Here is a 19,943-nt window from a genome sequence, read left to right as displayed (position 1 = left end):
TATTTTATACAGGAGTAGCGGTATGGGGGAAGCGATCAAAATCACGCCTAATGAGAACGATATTACGCGTTTGAGAACAAACCTAAAAGTCTGGTTGATCTACAGTACTGAGGGTTTTCTCTCACACATGAGTCAAGAGCTGAAGAAATGTCGAAATGTGCATGTGACATCATTTTCTCTCGGAGCAATGAGTGAAGAGTACTTAAAAAGTGCCGATGTTCCAGAACTTATTTTTGTTGAAGCACATGGCAACTGGGCTCAAAAAATGGTTGAGCTACAGGGTTATGATCTATCGCTAGAAGAACAAGATTTATCTTTAGTTGTACTCGGTGATGAAAGTGACAATGGCTCATTAAAAATCGCGCTGCGTCTAGGGGCTTCTGATTTCTTATCTCACAACGTGACGCTTTCTGATTTGCTCCCGCTGCTCAAGAAAACGGCGGCCGAAAAGCTTGAGAACTCAAGCTACGGTGAGTTTATTCTGTTTTTAAACACCAAGGGGGGAATGGGGGCGACCACCTTGGCGTTGAATACCGCTATTGAGATGGCCAGTCAGCACCCCGGTGAGGTTTTGTTACTTGATATCGACCTTCAATTTGGTGTGATTCCTGATTATTTAAATATTGTTCCTACTTATAGTGTTTCGGATGCGATCAATAGTTCGAATGACCTAGATGAAATATCGTTGGGAACTTTGGTAAATAAGCACGAATCTGGCTTACATGTTCTAAGCTTTAAGCATGAGAACAATGCTGATGACTTTGAACAGGCACAGAAAATAGGCCGATTGCTTCCTATATTACGCCGTTTTTACCCTTATGTGATCATTGACCTCTCTAGAGGATTAGACCATGTGTTTGCATCCGCAATATCACCAGCAACAAAGGTGCTTCTTGTTTTGCAACAGAGCCTAGTGTCAGTCAAAAACACAAGTCGACTCATTAAGTCTCTGAAATTTGAGTACGGCTTACAAAGTGATTCTATTGAGGTCATTCTGAACCGTTATGAAAAGCGACACTCAATTAAATTAAAAGATATTGAACAGGCGGTAGGTAAGCATGACATACACCTTATGCCTAATGATTTCAAAGTTGCATTAGAGAGTGCCAACTTGGGGCAACCGCTAGTTCAGTCGAGAAAGAAAAGTTCTATTACTCGCTCTATTATCGATTTGTCACACATTCTTTCACCACCAGAGCAGGAAGAGAAAGGGTGGCTGAAAAAGCTGTTTTCATAATGGGTTGATAAAAAGTAAACGCGAGGGATTGTGATGTTCTTTAAACGAAAAAATGTAAATCCAGAGTTTGAAAAAAGAGTAGAACAGATTTCGCATGATTCAGAAGATGCCAATCCTGTTGAACGTTTATCAAGCGTTGAGGTGTCTAGCCACTCTCGCAGTGCAGAAGCTCATGTAGAAAAAGAAAAGGCGATTGATGAGGCTCGGAAAGTTCTCGAACAAGAGCTATCAATTAAACACTTTTTCCATAAGCAGCTCCTTGAAACGTTAGACTTAGGGTTGCTTTCAAGCTTGGAAAAAGAGCGAGCTAAGCTAGACCTACATGAAGCCATCGTACAATTGATGGCTGACGATGGGAGCCATGCACTCAGTGCCGAAGGGCGTAAGCGGGTGATCAAGCAGATAGAAGATGAGGTTTTTGGCCTTGGGCCGCTTGAGCCTCTATTAGCCGATCAAACGGTCTCCGATATATTAGTCAACGGCCCTAAAAGTGTTTACGTTGAGCGAAGGGGTAAACTCGAAAAAACGCCATACACTTTTCTGGATGACCGTCATCTGAGAAACATTATTGATCGCATAGTCAGTCAGGTAGGGCGTCGAATAGATGAAGCATCACCTATGGTAGATGCGCGCTTAGTCGATGGGTCACGTGTTAACGCCATTATCCCTCCTTTGGCTCTTGATGGTCCTTCCGTTTCAATCCGTCGTTTTGCCGTTGATCGTTTGACGATGGATAACTTGATTAGCTACGACTCCGTCTCGCCTCAAATGGCTAAGTTTGTCGAAGCCGCCGTGAAAGGAGAACTTAATATCTTGATTTCAGGAGGGACGGGGTCAGGAAAAACAACCACACTAAACATCTTTTCTGGTTTTATCCCTCGAGACCAACGAATCATTACTATAGAAGACTCTGCAGAGTTACAACTTCAACAACCCCATGTTATTCGCCTAGAAACCCGCCCTGCTAACTTAGAAGGGAAAGGGGAGATTAGTCAGAGAGAGTTGGTAAAAAACACCTTACGTATGCGACCAGACCGAATTGTGGTTGGTGAGGTGCGTGGTAGCGAAGCCGTTGATATGTTGGCGGCAATGAATACTGGTCACGATGGGTCTCTCGCGACTATTCACGCCAATACCCCCCGAGATGCCTTAAGCCGTGTTGAAAACATGTTCTCTATGGCTGGTTGGAACATTTCAACCAAAAACTTAAGAGCCCAAATTGCTTCGGCGATCCACCTTGTTGTTCAAATGGAACGACAAGAAGATGGTAAGCGCCGTATGGTGAGTATTCAAGAGATCAACGGCATGGAGGGGGAGGTGATTACCATGTCGGAAATTTTCCGTTTTCAACGTAAAGGTATTGATGAAGATGGCAATATTATCGGCTATTTCACTGCGACGGGGGTCGTACCTCAATATCATGACCAGTTAGTTAAACGTGGACTCGATCTGCCTTTCGAGCTCTTCACTGAGACTCATGGTTAAGGAGAGATTATGGATAATGTAAGTGTTTCACTCGGCCTATTATTCATCGCGGTGCTTTTTATCTCCCAAGCTTTGTTATTGCCTGCTGCGGGGAAAAAAGCTAAGCATAAAGAGCTTTCTCGACGTTTGAAAGAGACCCAACGTAATATCGATGAAGAGAGCTTATCGCTACTCAAAGAGCATTATAATAAAGACTTATCCCCATTAGATCGCAAGCTCATCGTTATCCCTTATTTTGCTGGCTTAAAACGGATGTTGGAGTTAGCCGGTATTAGAGTTTCGCTAAGTCGCTTTTTACTCATTGTTGCTCTATGCGGTGTGTCGCTCACTCTGATATCAATAATGACTCAACAAGAGTGGTTCATTAGCCTAACTGCATTCATTGCTGTCTGGGTTGTTGCTTACCTGTATGTGCAAAATCGAGTGAGTTATCGAATGGCTCGATTTGAAGAGCAGCTCCCTGAAGCGTTGGATATTATTCGACGAGCATTACAAGCTGGGCAGCCGCTAATTCAATCATTCAATGAGGTTGGTGAAGAACTCCCTGACCCTATCGGTGCCGAGTTTAAAAATACCTATAACCTACTTAACTATGGTTACGATTTACGTTTGGCTATTTTACAGATGGCTGAGCGTGTCCCCACCGTATCAATGTTAGCTTTTTCTAGTGCGGTAATGTTGCAGAAAGAAACAGGGGGTAACCTCTCCGAAAATCTTCAAAAAGTATCCGAAGTTCTCAGATCTCGCTTTAAGTTAGAAAGGAAAATAAAAACGCTTTCTGCTGAAAGTCGGCTATCAGCATGGATATTAACCTTATCCCCATTTGGTTTGTTTTTTGCTTTGAAAGTGGCGAATCCAGATTATATTGAGCCGCTTTATAATGACCCTCGCGGCGTTTCAATGGTCAGTGTTGGTATCGTACTTTTAGCGATTGGAGCCCTATGGATTAAGCGAATCATCAGCATAGAGGTTTAACCTATGGAATTATTAAACATTGAAGTTTGGAAGCAAATGTTAGCGGACTTTGGAGTCAGCTCTCAGATGGTTATCTACGTAATGATTTTGCTTACCACCATTTTGTTAACATTGACTCTAGGGTTGTTTATTTTGGGAACCCGATCCCCTTTAGATAAAAAGCTCAAACAGATATCAGAAACGGGTTCACCCAATAATAGAAAGCCTTATGACTTCTCTAATACGTTGGAGTCGCTGAGTCCTTTTATTAGTAAAGGTAATAAAAAGGATAATGAAACCTACTCACAAAAGTTGATGCATGCAGGCTTTCATGAAAAAAATGCGTTATCGGTTTTTTATGCATTGAAAGTGTTATCGAGTTTGGTCGGTATCATCGCGGGCTTTATGGTTTATTACATCTCATTCGGTGGTAGCTACAATAATTTATTGATCATGACCTGCGTCTTTCTTGGGACTTTCACTCCCAATATTATCTTGAGCAAGTTGCAAAAAGAGCGACAGAAGAAAATTAGAAATGGTGTACCAGATGCTCTTGATCTTCTTGTAGTTTGTACGGAATCTGGTCTAGGCTTTAATGCAGCACTTGGACGAGTTGCTTCTGAGCTTTATGTTTCTCAGCCAGAGTTAGCCGATGAATTGGAGACTGTTTTTGCCAAGATACAAGCAGGTGTCACCATGCCAGATGCGCTGAGGCAGTTCATTGACCGGACGGGGCTGGTCGAATTAGAGGGGTTGGTTTCTTTGCTTTCTCATGCGTCTAGAATGGGGGGAAGCTTAGCGCAGACTCTTCGTGATTATACGGTAGATTTTCGAGATAAGCGTCAGCAAGCTGCTGAAGAAATCGCGGCCAAGATACCGACTAAAATGTTGTTCCCTATGTTGTTGTTTATTTGGCCTTGCTTTTTTATTGTCGCGTTAGGGCCTGGGATCATTATTGTTATTGATGCACTTGGTGCACCAGGAGTAAGTTTATGATACGAGTGAGTAGATATTTTCTAGCTTTATTAGTGTTCGTTATTCTTGGTTGTGCATCCTCGGATGAGCCGACAAACCAATTTGATGCAGAGTTGTATTCAGGTAAACCAATCGATACCTTAAGCAGTGATGACCCTCCACTGAGTGAGAAAGAAGCCATTATGCGTGGTGATGTAGCATTGAGGGATAACAATATCGATTTGGCCCTTTATGAATATATTCGCTCTCTATCCTTTCCAGAGAAAGAGTTTCACGATAAAACGCTTTTTACGATAGGCCAAATTCATTCATCTCGTGGTAACTATGCACTATCCGAGAAAGCTTATTTAGCAGCATTAGATTTTAACCCTGCACATACCGAAGTCCTAGAGCAATTAGGTGTTTTGTATACAAAGCAGCGTCGCAAAGAGGAAGGGCGGAGTTATTTCTTTAAAGCGATTAATGCAGATCAAGTACGTTTAAAAAGTAGTGAAACGATTACAAATTACCAAGCCTTAAGTCAAAGTGAAGTGGCTGGTTTGAAGGTTGATAGCATGTCTCCCGAATTAGCTTTCATGGGGATAGGTGTGCTGGAAGATGTCGATGGAAAACACCAGATAGCGCAAGAGTACTTTAAAAAATCACTGACAATAGACAAAAGTTCAGTTAAAGCTTTGTTGAATATGGGGTACTCCCACTACATGTATGGCAATTACAAGGAAGCGTATCAATACACTCGTTCGGCTTTAGAGATAGAACCTAATAATGAAAAGGCTCAAAACAACCTTGCGCTTATTTACTTGGCTGCCGGGGATATCAAAAAGGCAATCAACGTTTTTATGAGACACATGGAAGCTCCTGAAGCTTTGAATAATGTCGGTTATTTTTTAATTTTGCAGGGTAAGCCTGACGAAGCCATTCCCTATCTACAACAAGCTATCGATAAAAAAGCATCTTATTATAAAGTAGCCAACGACAACTTAAGTAGAGCCTTATCAGAGGTCAGAGAGATGGAGCAGTAACGACTTAAATTATTATCTTTGGGTTAATGAAAAGGATATTCATCTTGCCTAAGAGTGAAAATTTTAATAAAGATATCATCATTATTTCTGTTGTTTGGCTGCTGTGTGCGACTGCGATATTTTTCTATAAATGGGAGAGTATCTCAACACTGGTTTTAAATGATAATGACGATTACATGCGCTTTGTTCAATTTCAAGATTGGATGAATAGTGGGCGCTGGTATCTAAAACCAATGGATAATTTCAATGCCGCTGATGGTATTGTTATCCATTGGTCCCGATTCCCCGATCTGATACTTTCTGTTATTGCGTATCCTTTATTGTTTGTTGTGGATGAAAGTACCGCTTATTCACTGTCTATTTCTATTGTACCTTTGCTTTATCTACTCCTCTATTCACTGTCATGCTTCTATTTATGTAACCATTACTTCGGAGAGCGCTATCGGTTTTTGAGCATGATGTTTGCCCTGTTTTCCCCATCGGTTATGCATTTTATTCCTGGCTCCATAGATCACCATAATATTCAGCTTATTTTGGCTATCTTGTTCCTATCTCTAACACCTATAACTGTAAGTCAAATTAATCAATTATGGCGAGTGTATGCTCAATCTATTCTATTGGCATTGTCGTTATGGACTGGGTTAGACAATATCCTTTTGTTTGCGAGTTTTTTTATCGTCTACACTGTGTATTGTTTTTTTGTTAGCAAGAGTTGGTTTGTTTATGTATCAAGGCTATATCTGTTCTGCTGTGTTTCAGTTGTTATCTCCGTTTTATTAAACAGACCTTATAATGAGTTCTTTGATTTTAAGTACGATGAAGTGTCATTTGTTATTGTGGTTTTGTTTTTTGTTGGTTGGGCTTTTGTTAATAATTACAATTGGTTTAAATTTGATAGTTGGCCTTTTGGGTTGCGTTCGTTTATGTTTGTTATATTGGGTATTGGATATGTGACTCCAGTAGCTTTGTTATATCCAAATATTACCAGTGCTTTGTTTGTCGATTATCCACCTATACTTCAGACTTATTGGCTTGACCATGTTTCTGAAGCTAAATCAATTTTTCAGTATATAAGTGAGAATGGATTATTATCTATTGACAATTATGTGTTACTGGTCATCCCTGCTTTATTGTATCCTTTTTTTAGAGTTAATAATCATCATTGTACAATCTTGTATATTATTTTTGTATTGAATTTATTCCTTGCCATATTCTGGCAGGTTAGGGTGATAAGATTATGTTTTATTTTATCAAGCCCTTTTCAGGCTTATGTAGTTATAAGGTTGTCTGAGTTTGTAAAATATTCAATATTTAAAGTGTTGATTATATTATTAGGAGCTCCATTAGTAATGGCATTTCTAGTGATAGCGGTTGGTAATGATGACTTCGAAAGAAATGCGGTTGAAAATGACAAGAAAACTCTATTTAGAGTATTGGAAGAAAAGGGCATCGAATCAAAGGTTATTCTTACTGGGATTGAGACGGGTGCACCTGTGTTGGCACACACTAATAACCGCATAATTGCAGCCCCTTATCATAGAAATATTGTTGGTAATCAATTTCTTATAGAGGTTATGTTAGAGAGGGATATGAGTTTAGCCAAGGACGAAATCCAAGCTAAGAACATTGATTATATTGTTATAGGAAATGACGCCCACTTAATGGTTTTGAAAAAATCAGCAAGTGAAGAGGCTCTTATAAACAAATTATACAGCTCAAATGTTCCCAGCTGGTTGGAGATCATATATGACGATGTTCCTGATGGCTACCGAATCTTTAGGGTTAGGGAGAGTTTATGAATAGTATAAAAGTTGCAGTATTACTCCCATGTTTTAATGAAGCGGGTGCTATCGGAAAGACAGTTATGTCTTTTAAGCAGGCTTTACCTGATGCGTCTATTTATGTGTATGACAACAACTCAACCGACAACACGGTAAACGAGGCCTTGCAAGCTGGGGCTATTGTTCGACATGAGCCTCGCCAAGGTAAAGGGGAGGTAGTCAGGAGAATGTTCTCTGATATTGATGCTGATATCTATGTGATGGCTGATGGTGATGACACTTACGATGCGTCAATATGCCCTGCGCTGATCGAACAATTGGATAATGAAAAACTTGATATGATTATTGGAAGTCGAGAGCGAGCTTCAATGGCTTATCCCAAAGGGCATATCCTAGGAAATAAGCTGTTTTCATCGCTGATTAATTTAGCATTCAATGCTCAATTGAGTGATGTGTTTTCTGGTTATCGAATTATGAGCCATCGATTTGTCAAAACCGTACCCATTTTCAGTGATGGCTTCCAAATAGAAACAGAGCTTACCGTTCATGCGCTACATCATAATATGCCAATCAAAGAAGTTTCGACGCAATATCAATCAAGGCCTGAAGGCACAGCCAGCAAATTGAATACCTTTAGTGATGGGCTCAAAATTCTCAATTTCATTTTGTTCTTATTGAGAGATGTAAAGCCAATGTTTTTCTTTGGCGTGTTGTCTATGTTGCTTTGCTTCATTTCATTGGTTTTAGGAATCCCCGTTATCATCGACTTCATCGATACTGGGCTCGTCGAAAGGGTGCCTACTGCGATTTTGTCTAGCTCAATTGCGTTGATAGCGGTGATGTCTTTTTTCTGTGGGTTGATACTCGACAACGTATCACGAGGTAGGCGAGAGATGAGGATTCTTTCTATATTAAGAACGAGTGATAAAACGCTATCTGAATAGGAATCAAGCATGAGAACAAGCAAGGATGAAGACAAAGAGTGGATCGATTATTTGTCCCGTTTCAGTGACGAATATGATGAGCGAGTTTATAACGGCAATACAACGGGTTATGTGATGAGAGCTGGCCACATAGCATGTGAAAAGCCATTTGGTGAAAGTGAACACTTTTCGAGAGTGTTAGAAGTGGGCTCCGGTACAGGTGAACACTTGCTGCACGTCAAACACACCTTTGACGAGTATATCGTGAGTGATGGCGATGCTGCGGCTCTTAAGGTGGCAAAAGAGCAACTCAGTCGTATCAATTCTTATGACAAACTCACTTTTAACGTAACTAATGCTTGTGAGTTAGATTTTGAAAGCAATAGTTTTGACCGCGTGATCGCAACTCATATATTGGAGCACTTATACGAGCCTCACTTGGTGATCAAAGAGTGGTTGCGAGTGTTAAAACCTGGAGGCACTCTGTCTATTTTGATTCCTACCGATCCTGGGATCGCTTGGAAAATCGGCCGTTATATGACGACAAGAAAACACGCCTTACAGAAGGGGTGGCATTACGATTACATTATGGCGAGAGAGCATGTCAATCCATGTAATAACTTAATCGCTTTCTTAAGGTATTACCTTCCTGAACACCAAAAATCATTTTGGCCGCTGAGCTTTGTACCGCTTATTGATTGCAATTTGTTCTTTAACTTCCACGGGGTTAAACCACTATAGGAAGTAAAAGATACTTTTAGTTTTTGAAAGAAGAGCGGGAAAACAAGAAGTAAGCGATCAAACCTCTCACTTCTTATTTGTCTGTCTATTAATGGATAGCTCAGATCGCCAATCCTGTCACTGCGCCAAACAACATAAACACACCCACTAACCCTACAATCGGGACCTTTACGGTTTTTAATAACCACACACCAACAATGATCAGAGCGAAGTCTATGCCGCTGCTCACTGCGCTTGTGAAGATGGGTTGATACAGGGCCGCAAGCAATAGACCAACAACTGCTGCATTCACACCGGTAAGCGCACCTGCCACCAAAGGCTTGCTTGCAATCGCCTGCCAATTCTTCAGTACAGCCAGTAGCAATAAGAAACCCGGTAAGAACACCGCAACTGTTGCGAGCAGTGCACCTGTAATCGGTGCCGATGGCATCAACACATAGCCTAGATAAGTGGCTAATGTAAACATTGGGCCCGGTACAGCTTGCGCAGCGGCATAGCCTGTTAGGAAGGTATCTTGGGACAGTTGATCACCAATACCATTTTGTAGCAGAGGAAGAACCACGTGCCCGCCACCGAATACCAAACTACCTGCTTGGTAAAATAAACCAAATACTTCGATGCCTTGAGAATATGCACTAAACAGCGGTAAACCGACCAATAGTGCTACAAAAATGACAAGCGGCGTTATGGATATCTTATGTGTCGAAGGCGTTGTTTTTAAGTCCTGTGAGGTTAAGAACTTACTGCCAACCATCGCTGCAAATAGGAGCACTAAGACTTGAGGCCAGATCCCAGGAATCAAAAGTAGAACAATCGCGGTGATCACACACAGTGCTGTTGCTATCTTTGATTGGCAAAAGTTTTTGTACATGCCGAAAGTGGCGTCAGCTACAACCACGACCGCGAGTAGCTTAAGTCCGTGGATGATTGAAATGAAAAGCGGTGCTTCCAACAACTGATTGCTCACTAAGGCCAATATCAACATTAGGATGACAGAAGGGGAGGTGAAGCCTACAAATGCGGCAATCGCACCGGTTAAGCCACCTTTTTTGTAACCAACCGCGAAGCCAACCTGACTTGAGCCTGGGCCCGGTAGAAATTGACTGAGGGCGACAATTTGTCCGTACTCTTCGTCGGATAACCAATTCAGCTTCTCAACAAAGGTTTTACGGAAGTAGCCAATATGTGCTGCTGGTCCGCCAAAGCTAATCCAGCCAAGCCAGAAAAAGGTTTTAAAAATTGAAAGCATGATCGATTCCAGATAAATGTTTAGCGTAATTTAGGTGGAGTTGAACTATGATTCAAATTAATTGTTTTAATTATAATTATGAATGATATGGGATTGATTTGTGGCTGATTTTAACTGGAAAGGAATTGACCTTAACTTATTGATTGCACTGCAAGCTCTATATAAAACCAACAGTGTGAGCAAAGCGGCTGAACGTTGTTATGTCAGCCAGTCTGCGATGAGTCATAGTTTACAAAGGCTACGAAAGTTGTTTGATGACCCTCTGTTTGAGCGTGTCGGTAGCAAGATGGAGGCGACCGATCGAGCCATTGAACTGTCCAGTACGGTAGAAGCTCTGCTCAATGCCATCCAGTCAGAGGTGTTACTGTCTAAATCGTTTGATGCCGCGACTTATAAAGGGACTTGGAAGATTGGTCTTACCGATTATGCTGAGCAGATGTTCGCGCCAGCATTGTTTGACCTCATCAAGCAATCCTCTCCTAATTCGCAAGTCGTGCTGTTCAATGTAAACCGGAGTAACTATCAGCAAGTATTTGAAGACGCCAAGCTTGATATGGCGATAGGCAGTTTTGGTGAGGTCTCAAAGCAATATCGAACCACACATTTGTACACAGAGCAACATGTATGTTTATTCGACAAGTCGGTTGTATCTATTGAGGGGCCGATATCGTTAGAACAGTTTGTTGCTGTCGAGCATGCTCTTGTTTCACCTGCTGGATCTTTAAAGACTGGCGTTGATAAACGTTTGGCTGAATTAGGCTTCAGCCGAAAAGTGGCTATATGTTCAAGCAATTTTTTAACAGTAAAACGTTTGATAAGAGGTAGGGAGCTATTGTGTATCGTCCCCAAACTGGTGGCACGCAATGATATTCAAGACCAAGATACCGTGGTAGCAGTGGAGCCACCTATCGATGTGCCTGATTTTGATATACAGCTCATCTATCGCAAGGCTAAGCATTTAGATGATAAAAATAAGCTACTTAGAAAGCTTTTTACACAAGCCGTTTCATCTGTGGTTGCTGCATAGTTGCAGCAGTTGTTCGGTCATCAATTTTATGCGAATTATTTTTAGAAAAATCCGGATTATTATAAGAACCCGACTATACTTAATTTACGACTAAAAGCAGTCGTAAAGAATAGGCTTTTTGATTTACCTAAGTAAAAAAATTGATTATATCCTAATGATATAGCTGAAAAAACTACCAGGCTAAACGGACTTAGTTGGTCTTAAAAGCGCTAGCTCCCCCTAGCGCTTTTTCTTTTGTTCTAAGTTAGCTCTAATCTCTTAGGTGTTTACAGGTTTGAGTTGTTTAACCCCGATTTAGAACAGCTAACGATCGAGTTCACTGACTAAGAGCAACGAGCTATGTAGACCGACAAATTATGAGTATCAACTAGCTACGAACGGTCAGTATCAAGCCATCAATCACACTGTGGTGGTGATCAGAAACCCCAGCAAGGTTGCCGTATTTCGGCTGGTGGCGATCATTTTCTAATGGATGGTGCCAACCTTGTGTATGTTCCACAAAGTGCGCCGCAAAGCTTTCAGACACCTCTAAACATCCTGCCATGACAGTATCAACATAGGTTTGAACGATAGGGCTGTTTTCACAAGGCGCTTCGATTTCGTCTTTGATGTATACCCAGATCGATTGATCCGCTTTAAATTCGGTTTGGCTCTCTATCTGATCGTTTCTTAACTCAATTCGATGATAACCACGCTCACGACGATCAAATTCAGCCAACGCAACATCATCGACCTCCAGCAAAACACCATTCACTTGTCCCTCACCAAGATTGACGATCAACGGTGACAAAACATAGCTGTCGTCGATTTTACTCCAGTGACGCACTAGGCCGTGCACTATCGCAGGAATCGCTTGTCCTGTTTGACCTGTGAGTTGACGAGAAGAGGAGTTGATCAAGCTACCATAACCAAAAATATACATCGCGTTCCCTGTCTGTTCTTTTGTATTTGAGACTAGTCTTACTATATGTTTGGCTTCATCAAATGTCAGTAGTTTTTTATTTTACACACCTTCGAGTCTAAATGACTTTTTGTGGTGTGTTTAATTGACACTTTTTTGATGTCTAAATACCCCTTATTGCTTGTTTTTATTGGCTTTATATCTTTGGCGCGTTTCATGCATTGTGTTAGGCAATATTGCGGTGATGATTACTGTACCTTGAATTTGGCTATTGGTAGCAATTCAATATAAGCCACACTTGGCTTGTTATCTGAAATGAGGAATGAGTTTGTTAAATATCACAGATAAAAGCGTAGAAGATGCGATTCCAGCTTATCTTCGTTTAGGTTTTAGACCTTTCTTCTTTCTAGGCAGTCTCTATGCCGTGATTGCTATCGTCGCTTGGGTTGTCATGTTCCAAAATGGTCAGCCTGAAGTGTTAAAAGTGCCCGCGCTTTGGTGGCACGTACATGAAATGCTGTTTGGTTTTTCTATGGCGATTGTGGTTGGTTTTGTTTTAACCGCCGTGCAAACGTGGACGGGAGTCAACGGAACCAAACATTATCGATTAGCTGCGCTCGTTGGTTTGTGGCTAGCACCTCGCATTCTATTTTGGACACCGGCGCCATTGTGGTTAATCTCATCGGTTGAAGCGTTGTTCTTGATCTTTGCCGCTTACGAGATTGGTTTCCGTGTCGTGAAATCGAAAGGCTGGAAGAACCTGTTTTTTGTGCCGCTGTTTATATTGGCTATCGTCGCCAACTTTGCTAGTTACGCGACGATTAAAGGCATGCCTCCATTCCCATCGTCTGCAGTATGGCACGCAATGTTATGGTGGTTTACCTTGCTATTATCCGTGATGGGTGGACGAGTTATCCCGTTCTTCACGGCCCGTCGTTTTGACTTTGAAAAAGCACAACCACTGGTTTGGTTGGAATGGCTAGCGAACCTGCCTTTGGTTGGATTGTTTGTGCTGAGCTTCTTCCCGTTGACTTTTGCTCAAGTGGGCAATGAGTTGATGGTGTTTGCAGGTGTGACTCAGTTGGTTCGCTTTGTTCGTTGGAAGCCTTGGACAACGTTGTCTGAGCCTTTGGTGTGGTCACTGCATGCGGCTTATTTGTGTATTCCTTTGAGCTTGTTGCTAAGAGGCTTGTTAGATAATCCATTTGCAAGCCATAACATGCTGCACCTGTTTGCGATTGGCGGTTTGAGTGGGCTCATTCTTGCGATGATCACACGTGTCACCATGGGACACACAGGCCGTGCTATCTATAAAGGGCCAAGTATGGCACTGGCGTTCTCGGCTATCTTTATCGCGGCATTAGTTCGTAGCTTAGGTGTCACTTTCTTCCCTGCTTACTTATTTGAGATGGTCAACATCAGCGCGGGTTTATGGACGTTGGCGTTTGGTCTGTTTATCTGGAAGTTTGGCATGATGCTGTTAACACCAAGAGTGGATGGTCATCCGGGGTAAGCGTATTGATTTTCTAACACATTTTTAAAGGGAAGCACTAAGCTTCCCTTTTTGATCGCAGCTAATTATCGCTTTAATTTGTCTCTGTTTGAGAACAGTTCATTTCATTGTTGTCGATAAAATAGCATAGAAGTTGATGGTGAATCGGAGAGTTACGAACCCATTGAAATCCGGCACACACGATTTACGGCACTGGAGTGTGATCCGCTGCAAATATTTGCAGCAATATTCATTGATTTGTGCTCTAATACCGCGCTTACCAAGGGATGGTGTTAAAAGATGCTCACTTAGATGGAGTTATCAAAGTTGACCGATCCCTTAATGATCTCCCTTAGGAAAAATAGAACATGTCTAAGAACAAAAAATTTGATATCCGCTTTACAGAAAAACGCAACGGTTGGTGTGCAGAGATTACTCGTCAAGTAACGTCTCGCAGCACAACAGTATCTAAGCGTGAGTCTGGTTTTGAAACTGAAGCTCTAGCACAAGAGTGGGCAGAGAAAGAGCTAGCATCTTTCATCGCAAACCAAGCTGAACGTAACGAGCGTAAATCAGAGCAGCGTAAAGAGCGTGACGAACTACGTCATACTAAAGAGCTTAAAGCTGAGCAAGCACGTGAAGCACGCGCAAAAGCTCGTGAAGAAGAGCAAGAAGACGCTGAGTAATTTAGCGCTTAATTAATTTACAGGTTCCTTAATTTTAAGATAAGGGACAAGTAAAAAAAGCCCCAATATAACTTTTTTCTTTCTAGTCAAAAGTGTATTGGGGCTTTTTAGTTTGTGGAGTTTATTTTCGAAAATGTAGCCACTTCTTGCTAGGGCGTGTTGATCTTTCGTGAGTGTTTTTTGAACAGCATGGTAAAGAGTTATAATTTGCTTCGCCAAAAGTAAAACCATAACCAATACCATGCCAAGAACAATGCTAACTGATATTCGCTGGGAACTGCTACTCCAAGTTATGAAAAGTACAGGTCGTATTTACGATAAAACTGAACATCGAATGACATTTGAAGGAATACTTTATCGAATGAGAACAGGTATTCCTTGGCGAGATCTACCCTCTGAGTTCGGAGAGTGGAGTACCGTTTACAGACGATTTAATCTTTGGTCAAAGAAAGGGATTTTAGATAAACTTTTCAAAAGCTTATCTAGCATGGCTGATTTTGAATGGGTCTTTCTTGATGGCTCTATAGTTCGAGCGCATCAGCATAGTACAGGTGCAGCTACTGAAAGCTCAGAGCAAATAGGAAAAAGTCGCGGGGGCAACTCAACCAAAATTCACTTAGCCGTAGATAGTGGTGGTCTGCCGATTTGCTTTGATTTATCAGAAGGACAACGCCACGATATAGTGCATGCCGAAAGCTTAGTTGAACAACTCGATGAAGTTAATACTATCGTTTGTGATAAAGGATATGACAGCGAACCTTTCCGTACTTTTGTTAAGGAACGTGGCGGAGAAACGGTAATTGCTAAACGCAATTACGGACAAGATATAGACAAAGACAGTATGGATTGGTGTCTATACAAGTATCGTCACTTGGTCGAAAATGCCTTTGGGAGAATTAAGCATTATCGAGCTATTTCAAGTAGATATGACAAGCTAGAAAGGAATTATGCCAGCATGTTATCGCTGGCATTCATGTTAATGTGGCTACCGATGTATTGTTGAACACAAAATGTACAGCAAAGATCAACACGCCCTAGTGACTACATGTCATTCATTGATTAGTTGTTAAGCGTCGTTAGCCAATCATCTTCCGCTACTTCTTCAATATAGCTCTCAACTGATTGTCCCACTTCATCGTCATCTTGTTTGAAGTAAGCAATGTGGAATACTGCGTCACCTTCGTTTACTAACGGTAGAGTTTGTTGGCCAATTACGATACCGCCTTTGGTTGTGATCACTTGGCCCTCTTGGTGACCTAATGGAGAGCTTATGTAAGCAAGGGTTTGTCCTGCTTCAACTTGTTCGCCAAGTCTCACCATGTTACGCAAAATACCGTCTGACTCAGCGCGGATCCAGCTGGTGGATTTGCTCAACACTGGCTCTGGCAACTTTTTACGGTTTGGGCGCAGCATGCCGATTTCTTTCATCACTTGATGTACGCCAAGGTAACCCGCACGAATCGCTAGGTGATCAAAACGCAACGCTTCACCACCTTCGTAAGTTAATACAGGGATACCCAATTTTTCCGCTTCGCTACGAAGTGATCCGTCACGCAGTGGTGAGTCAATGATCACTGGTGTTGCGAACGCTTTTGCGATGCGCAATGTTTCTGGGTTCGACAGGTTTGCACGGATCTGTGGCAAGTTAGTACGGTGAATTGCACCTGTGTGTAGATCCAAAATAAAATCACAGTGCTTCGCCACATTCTCAAAGAAAGTGTAAGCGATGCGTGATGTTAGCGATCCTTTCTCACTGCCTGGGAAGCAACGGTTTAGGTCACGACGGTCTGGTAGGTAACGAGATTTATGGATAAAGCCAAACACGTTAACGATAGGCACAACAATCAAGGTACCTTTCAGTTTCTTTGGATCAATCGCGTTTGTCAGTTGTCGTGCAATCTCAACACCGTTTAGCTCATCGCCGTGGATAGCAGCATTTACCATCAGTGTTGGGCCTGCTTGGCGACCGTGAATAATTTCAATCGGGATCGAAAGTGGAGAGTGCGTGTAAAGCTGAGCCGCTTGCAGTTCAATCTCCATTCGCTGTCCTGGCTGAACAGTATAACCAAGTAATTCGAATGGTTGATTAGGTTTTAGTCTTGCCATTTAGGTTGTTCTCAACATGGTGATAATTCGTTAACACGGAATGTACCAATCGTTGATTTTTAGTACGAATCAATCGGTTTACGGTGACGACAAAAGTTTTCTATGGAGTTGTCTATAAATAAGCTTCCAGTTTTAATTTGACTCATTATAGGGTGTTTCAAATTGTGGTTTTTCTGACAGTACACTGATATTTGTCATTTGGTTGGTTGCTATTATCCACCGCCATTTTTTGGCGGCCAAATTCAAATATCGAGATGAAAATGAAGAAAACAATTTCAAAAGTTGTAGCACTAGCGGTGGTATCTGTTGCTTTATCTGGCTGTGTTGGTAGCAACGCAGTAACGGGTTACCTAATGAAGTTCAACCTTAAAGCCGTTGATAACCGTTACGCTCGTGGTGGTTTGAACATATTGCTTGCACCGGCTTACGGTCTAACAGTTGCAGCTGATTACTTGGTATTCAACTCACTAGAGTTCTGGACGGGCAGCAACCCACTAACAGGTGCACCGCATATATTTGATACTAAGATTGATACTTACCTTGATATCAACCATCAGCTTGATAAGTCACTGACTGAAGCACCTGTGGGTCCTATTACGAGTGCTGATATGATTGAGAAAGGTCAAATGCAGCAGATCGACGAAAACACGATCCAAATGGACATCACTTACCAGTCTGGTGAGCGTGCGACATTGATCGGAGTTCGTGATGGTGAGATGGTGACATACTTCATCGACGGCGAAGTAGTGGCACAAACTTCAATTGATGAGTTAGAAAGCTACGCGGCTTCACGCGCTTAATTGTTTATTTAGTCACAAGTACATAGCTACAAAGATTGGATACAAAAACAGGTACTCATTGAGTACCTGTTTTATTTTGTGTCTATAAACGGTGTTTACTGAAAAGTGCTATTTAGTGAAGAGCCCTATTTATTGGAAACACCATTTATTGAACATACATAGTTTATCGAATTATGCTTTTTCTGGGATAGCTGCAAGCAGTGCAACCATTTGATTCCAGAATAGCTCAACCGTATCGATCTTCACTTTCTCATCAGGAGAGTGAGGGAACTTGATGGTTGGGCCGAAAGAAACCATATCCATGTTCGGGTAAGGTTCTTTGAATAGACCACACTCAAGACCAGCGTGGATAACCATGATGTTTGGTTTGTGACCGTAGATACCTTCGTACATGTCGCGGAAGATGTGCATGATTTCTGAATCTGCATCTGGCTTCCAACCTGGGTAAGCACCAGAGAACGCGATGTTAGCGCCTGCTAGTTCAGCAACAGAGTGAAGCATGCTTTCTACTTGGCTACGACCTGAATCGATAAGAGAACGGATCAGGCAAAGCACTGTGATTGAGTTCTCTTCTGTTGTGATAACACCTACGTTTAGAGACGTTTCAACAACACCTTCAATCTCGTCACTCATACGAGTCACGCCGTTTGGACATGCGTTAAGTGCCGCGATAAAGCGAGCTTGGTCTGCTGACGCAAGTGCGCCCATTTCTACAGAAGCTTCTTCGTTGAAAGTCACGATGCTGTCTTCTACTTTACCTAGCTCTGTTGAAAGCAGCTCTGTGTAGTAGTTGTATAGCGAAGCCAGTTTCTCTTGGTTTTCAGCAGGAACAGCAACCGTTACGAAACCTTCACGAGGAATAGCGTTACGAAGGCTACCACCTTTGAATTCGACGATGCGAAGGTCTAGCTCTTTTGCGTGACCCGCTAGGAAACGAGCAAGCAGTTTGTTTGCGTTTGCACGACCTGTGTGGATGTCGCAACCAGAGTGACCGCCTTTTAGGCCTTTTAGCGTTAGCTTACGTGTAACGAAGTCAGCTGGAATCGCGTTACGTGCAATTTCAAATGTCATTGCCCCGTCGATACCGCCAGCACAACCCATGTACACTTCGCCTTCTTGCTCTGAGTCAGTATTAAGAAGGATATCACCTTCTAACCAACCCGCTTCAAGACCGAAAGCACCTGTCATGCCTGCTTCTTCATCTACGGTAAGTAGAACTTCGATAGGGCCGTGTTGGATTTCGTTCGAAGCCAGAACCGCTAGGCAAGAAGCCATGCCCATGCCGTTATCAGCGCCAAGCGTTGTGCCTTTCGCTGTAACCCACTCACCATCAATGTATGGTTGGATTGGATCTTTAGCGAAGTCATGAACTGTGTCTTCGTTCTTTTGTGGAACCATATCGATGTGAGCTTGCAGCACGACACCTTTTTTGTTTTCCATACCCGCCGTTGCAGGCTTTTTGATGAATACGTTACCCGTTGGGTCACGACGTACATCTAGGCCTTGCTCTGTTGCCCAAGCAATAATGTATTGAGCAAGTTCTTCTTCATGTTTCGAAGGGTGCGGGATTGAACAAATTTTATCGAAAAACTGCCAAATAGGGGCAGGGGACAATTTACTGATCTCAGAATGGAATTCAGACACGGATGACTCCTTTTTTATTTGATAACCATATATTTAGGTTTTGTAATGGCAAAAAACTAGAACAAAAATCTAAAATATGGGTCTGTTTTGATGGCAACAGCATACCACTTGAGCGTTTTGACGAGTAGCGGTTCTAAACCTCAAATAGCTCAAATTTTGAAAGCGATCTTGTCTATCTGATCATAAATAAGCGCGTTGATGCTTATAAATGGTACAGGCAAACGTTTGTTTAATTCAATTTTGTAATTTAATTGCAAGAATGAGTTTGTAAAATAACCGTAAATAGCCAAAAGTGTGACGTATAGCAAAAAATACTTGTAATCTTTTTTCTTTAGGGTATGTTAATAACCAACTTCTGAAGTGAAGAGTAAATGCTCAAAGGATGAGTCCGTTTTATCGCCTCCAAGGAACCGAGAAATCAAATTCGTTTTTTATTGATTTATTAAGGTGATAGTTATGAAAGGTTTACCATCTGCAATGTTCTGGATTAACAGCTCTGTTTACACTCGCAACTTTGCATACCCTACAAGCTTTGGTTACTAATACCACAAGCATGTAACTCGAACAGTTTTGTTCACCCCTATATATTGGAATTATTTTACAGCCCTTTTGGTTGACAGATTCTACCGCCACTCAGTTTTGAGTGGCGTTTTTTTTGCCTGCTACTTTTCCAAACCGCTTTCGCTTATCACTTTTCCTGCTGTTCTGCGTGGTTGTTTTTTAAACGCCGAAATATCAATTTGCGCCTTATTACTGATCCTGTTGAAAAATACATAACTATTGTGGGTTTGAATTCGGAATTTATTAGCTAGATTCTCAATGAAAATAGCCGATGGTAGAAAAAGCAACCAACTAATCATATTGAATGTTTTGATTTTAATTGCTTGTTTTTAATAATTATTTTCCATTTATGCTTTTAT

17 protein-coding genes are annotated in these 19,943 nt (G+C 41.8%); 13 read left to right on the top strand and 4 right to left on the bottom strand.

Going from position 1 to position 19,943, the window contains the following annotated elements; translation table 11 throughout:
• The first annotated feature begins 22 nt into the window (after window positions 1-22).
• The 8 genes from OCV30_RS12165 to OCV30_RS12130 are packed head-to-tail and all read left to right on the top strand — an operon-like array spanning window position 23 to window position 9,118.
• Window positions 23-1,237 carry an AAA family ATPase gene (locus OCV30_RS12165; RefSeq protein ID WP_012604669.1) on the top strand — a complete coding sequence of 405 codons (1,215 nt, stop codon included), beginning with the start codon at window positions 23-25 and terminating at the stop codon, window positions 1,235-1,237.
• A gap of 33 nt (window positions 1,238-1,270) precedes the next feature.
• Complete coding sequence (locus OCV30_RS12160; RefSeq protein WP_029223095.1) at window positions 1,271-2,722, top strand: TadA family conjugal transfer-associated ATPase; 1,452 nt, start codon at window positions 1,271-1,273, stop codon at window positions 2,720-2,722.
• Between the two features lie 9 nt (window positions 2,723-2,731).
• Complete coding sequence (locus tag OCV30_RS12155; protein ID WP_065678108.1) at window positions 2,732-3,697, top strand: type II secretion system F family protein; 966 nt, start codon at window positions 2,732-2,734, stop codon at window positions 3,695-3,697.
• Between the two features lie 3 nt (window positions 3,698-3,700).
• Window positions 3,701-4,672, top strand: a complete 972-nt coding sequence (locus OCV30_RS12150) for a type II secretion system F family protein (protein WP_012604666.1) — start codon at window positions 3,701-3,703, stop codon at window positions 4,670-4,672.
• Window positions 4,669-5,673, top strand: a complete 1,005-nt coding sequence (locus OCV30_RS12145; RefSeq protein WP_065678109.1) for a tetratricopeptide repeat protein — start codon at window positions 4,669-4,671, stop codon at window positions 5,671-5,673. The genes OCV30_RS12150 and OCV30_RS12145 overlap by 4 nt, the downstream gene beginning before the upstream one ends.
• Window positions 5,674-5,699: 26 nt before the next feature.
• Window positions 5,700-7,472 carry a hypothetical protein gene (locus OCV30_RS12140; RefSeq protein WP_065678110.1) on the top strand — a complete coding sequence of 591 codons (1,773 nt, stop codon included), beginning with the start codon at window positions 5,700-5,702 and terminating at the stop codon, window positions 7,470-7,472.
• On the top strand, window positions 7,469-8,398 hold the full coding sequence (locus OCV30_RS12135; protein WP_017096776.1) for a glycosyltransferase family 2 protein: 930 nt from the start codon (window positions 7,469-7,471) through the stop codon (window positions 8,396-8,398). Before OCV30_RS12140 ends, OCV30_RS12135 begins: the two co-directional genes overlap by 4 nt.
• 9 nt (window positions 8,399-8,407) lie before the next feature.
• Window positions 8,408-9,118, top strand: a complete 711-nt coding sequence (locus OCV30_RS12130) for a class I SAM-dependent methyltransferase (RefSeq protein WP_012604662.1) — start codon at window positions 8,408-8,410, stop codon at window positions 9,116-9,118.
• A 100-nt stretch (window positions 9,119-9,218) separates the two neighbouring features.
• Here OCV30_RS12130 and chrA read toward each other — a convergent pair whose 3' ends face one another.
• Window positions 9,219-10,367 carry a chromate efflux transporter gene (gene chrA, locus OCV30_RS12125; protein ID WP_065678111.1) on the bottom strand — a complete coding sequence of 383 codons (1,149 nt, stop codon included), beginning with the start codon at window positions 10,365-10,367 and terminating at the stop codon, window positions 9,219-9,221.
• Between the two features lie 100 nt (window positions 10,368-10,467).
• Between chrA and OCV30_RS12120 the strand changes: the two genes are divergently transcribed.
• Window positions 10,468-11,394 carry a LysR family transcriptional regulator gene (locus tag OCV30_RS12120; RefSeq protein ID WP_065678112.1) on the top strand — a complete coding sequence of 309 codons (927 nt, stop codon included), beginning with the start codon at window positions 10,468-10,470 and terminating at the stop codon, window positions 11,392-11,394.
• A gap of 367 nt (window positions 11,395-11,761) precedes the next feature.
• Here OCV30_RS12120 and OCV30_RS12115 read toward each other — a convergent pair whose 3' ends face one another.
• The gene (locus OCV30_RS12115; RefSeq protein ID WP_009847482.1) at window positions 11,762-12,316 is read right to left on the bottom strand and encodes a gamma-glutamylcyclotransferase family protein; all 555 of its coding nucleotides are present in this window, start codon (window positions 12,314-12,316) and stop codon (window positions 11,762-11,764) included.
• Between the two features lie 307 nt (window positions 12,317-12,623).
• On the opposite strand from OCV30_RS12115, the gene OCV30_RS12110 reads away from it, so the two are divergent.
• From OCV30_RS12110 to OCV30_RS12100, 3 genes are all read left to right on the top strand, one after another.
• Window positions 12,624-13,808 (top strand): NnrS family protein, encoded by a 1,185-nt coding sequence (locus OCV30_RS12110; RefSeq protein ID WP_029223481.1) that lies wholly within the window; start codon window positions 12,624-12,626, stop codon window positions 13,806-13,808.
• 347 nt (window positions 13,809-14,155) lie between these two features.
• Window positions 14,156-14,473 (top strand): DUF3622 domain-containing protein, encoded by a 318-nt coding sequence (locus tag OCV30_RS12105; protein WP_065678113.1) that lies wholly within the window; start codon window positions 14,156-14,158, stop codon window positions 14,471-14,473.
• Window positions 14,474-14,714: 241 nt separating this feature from the next.
• Window positions 14,715-15,476 (top strand): IS5 family transposase, encoded by a 762-nt coding sequence (locus OCV30_RS12100; protein WP_102552608.1) that lies wholly within the window; start codon window positions 14,715-14,717, stop codon window positions 15,474-15,476.
• Between the two features lie 56 nt (window positions 15,477-15,532).
• On the opposite strand, the gene OCV30_RS12095 is transcribed toward OCV30_RS12100, so the two are convergent.
• On the bottom strand, window positions 15,533-16,579 hold the full coding sequence (locus OCV30_RS12095; RefSeq protein ID WP_009847479.1) for a succinylglutamate desuccinylase/aspartoacylase family protein: 1,047 nt from the start codon (window positions 16,577-16,579) through the stop codon (window positions 15,533-15,535).
• Between the two features lie 260 nt (window positions 16,580-16,839).
• Between OCV30_RS12095 and OCV30_RS12090 the strand changes: the two genes are divergently transcribed.
• A complete protein-coding gene (locus OCV30_RS12090) occupies window positions 16,840-17,379 on the top strand; it encodes a DUF3332 domain-containing protein (protein ID WP_041472888.1) in 540 nt (179 codons plus the stop codon).
• A gap of 171 nt (window positions 17,380-17,550) precedes the next feature.
• Here OCV30_RS12090 and OCV30_RS12085 read toward each other — a convergent pair whose 3' ends face one another.
• Window positions 17,551-19,023 (bottom strand): aminoacyl-histidine dipeptidase, encoded by a 1,473-nt coding sequence (locus OCV30_RS12085; protein ID WP_065679451.1) that lies wholly within the window; start codon window positions 19,021-19,023, stop codon window positions 17,551-17,553.
• Window positions 19,024-19,943 lie beyond the last annotated feature (920 nt).

This window comes from Vibrio atlanticus (genome assembly GCF_024347315.1).
GTDB lineage: Bacteria > Pseudomonadota > Gammaproteobacteria > Enterobacterales > Vibrionaceae > Vibrio > Vibrio atlanticus.
The sequence above is the reverse complement of the archived record's forward strand: the minus strand, read 5'-3'. Positions and strand labels throughout refer to the sequence as shown.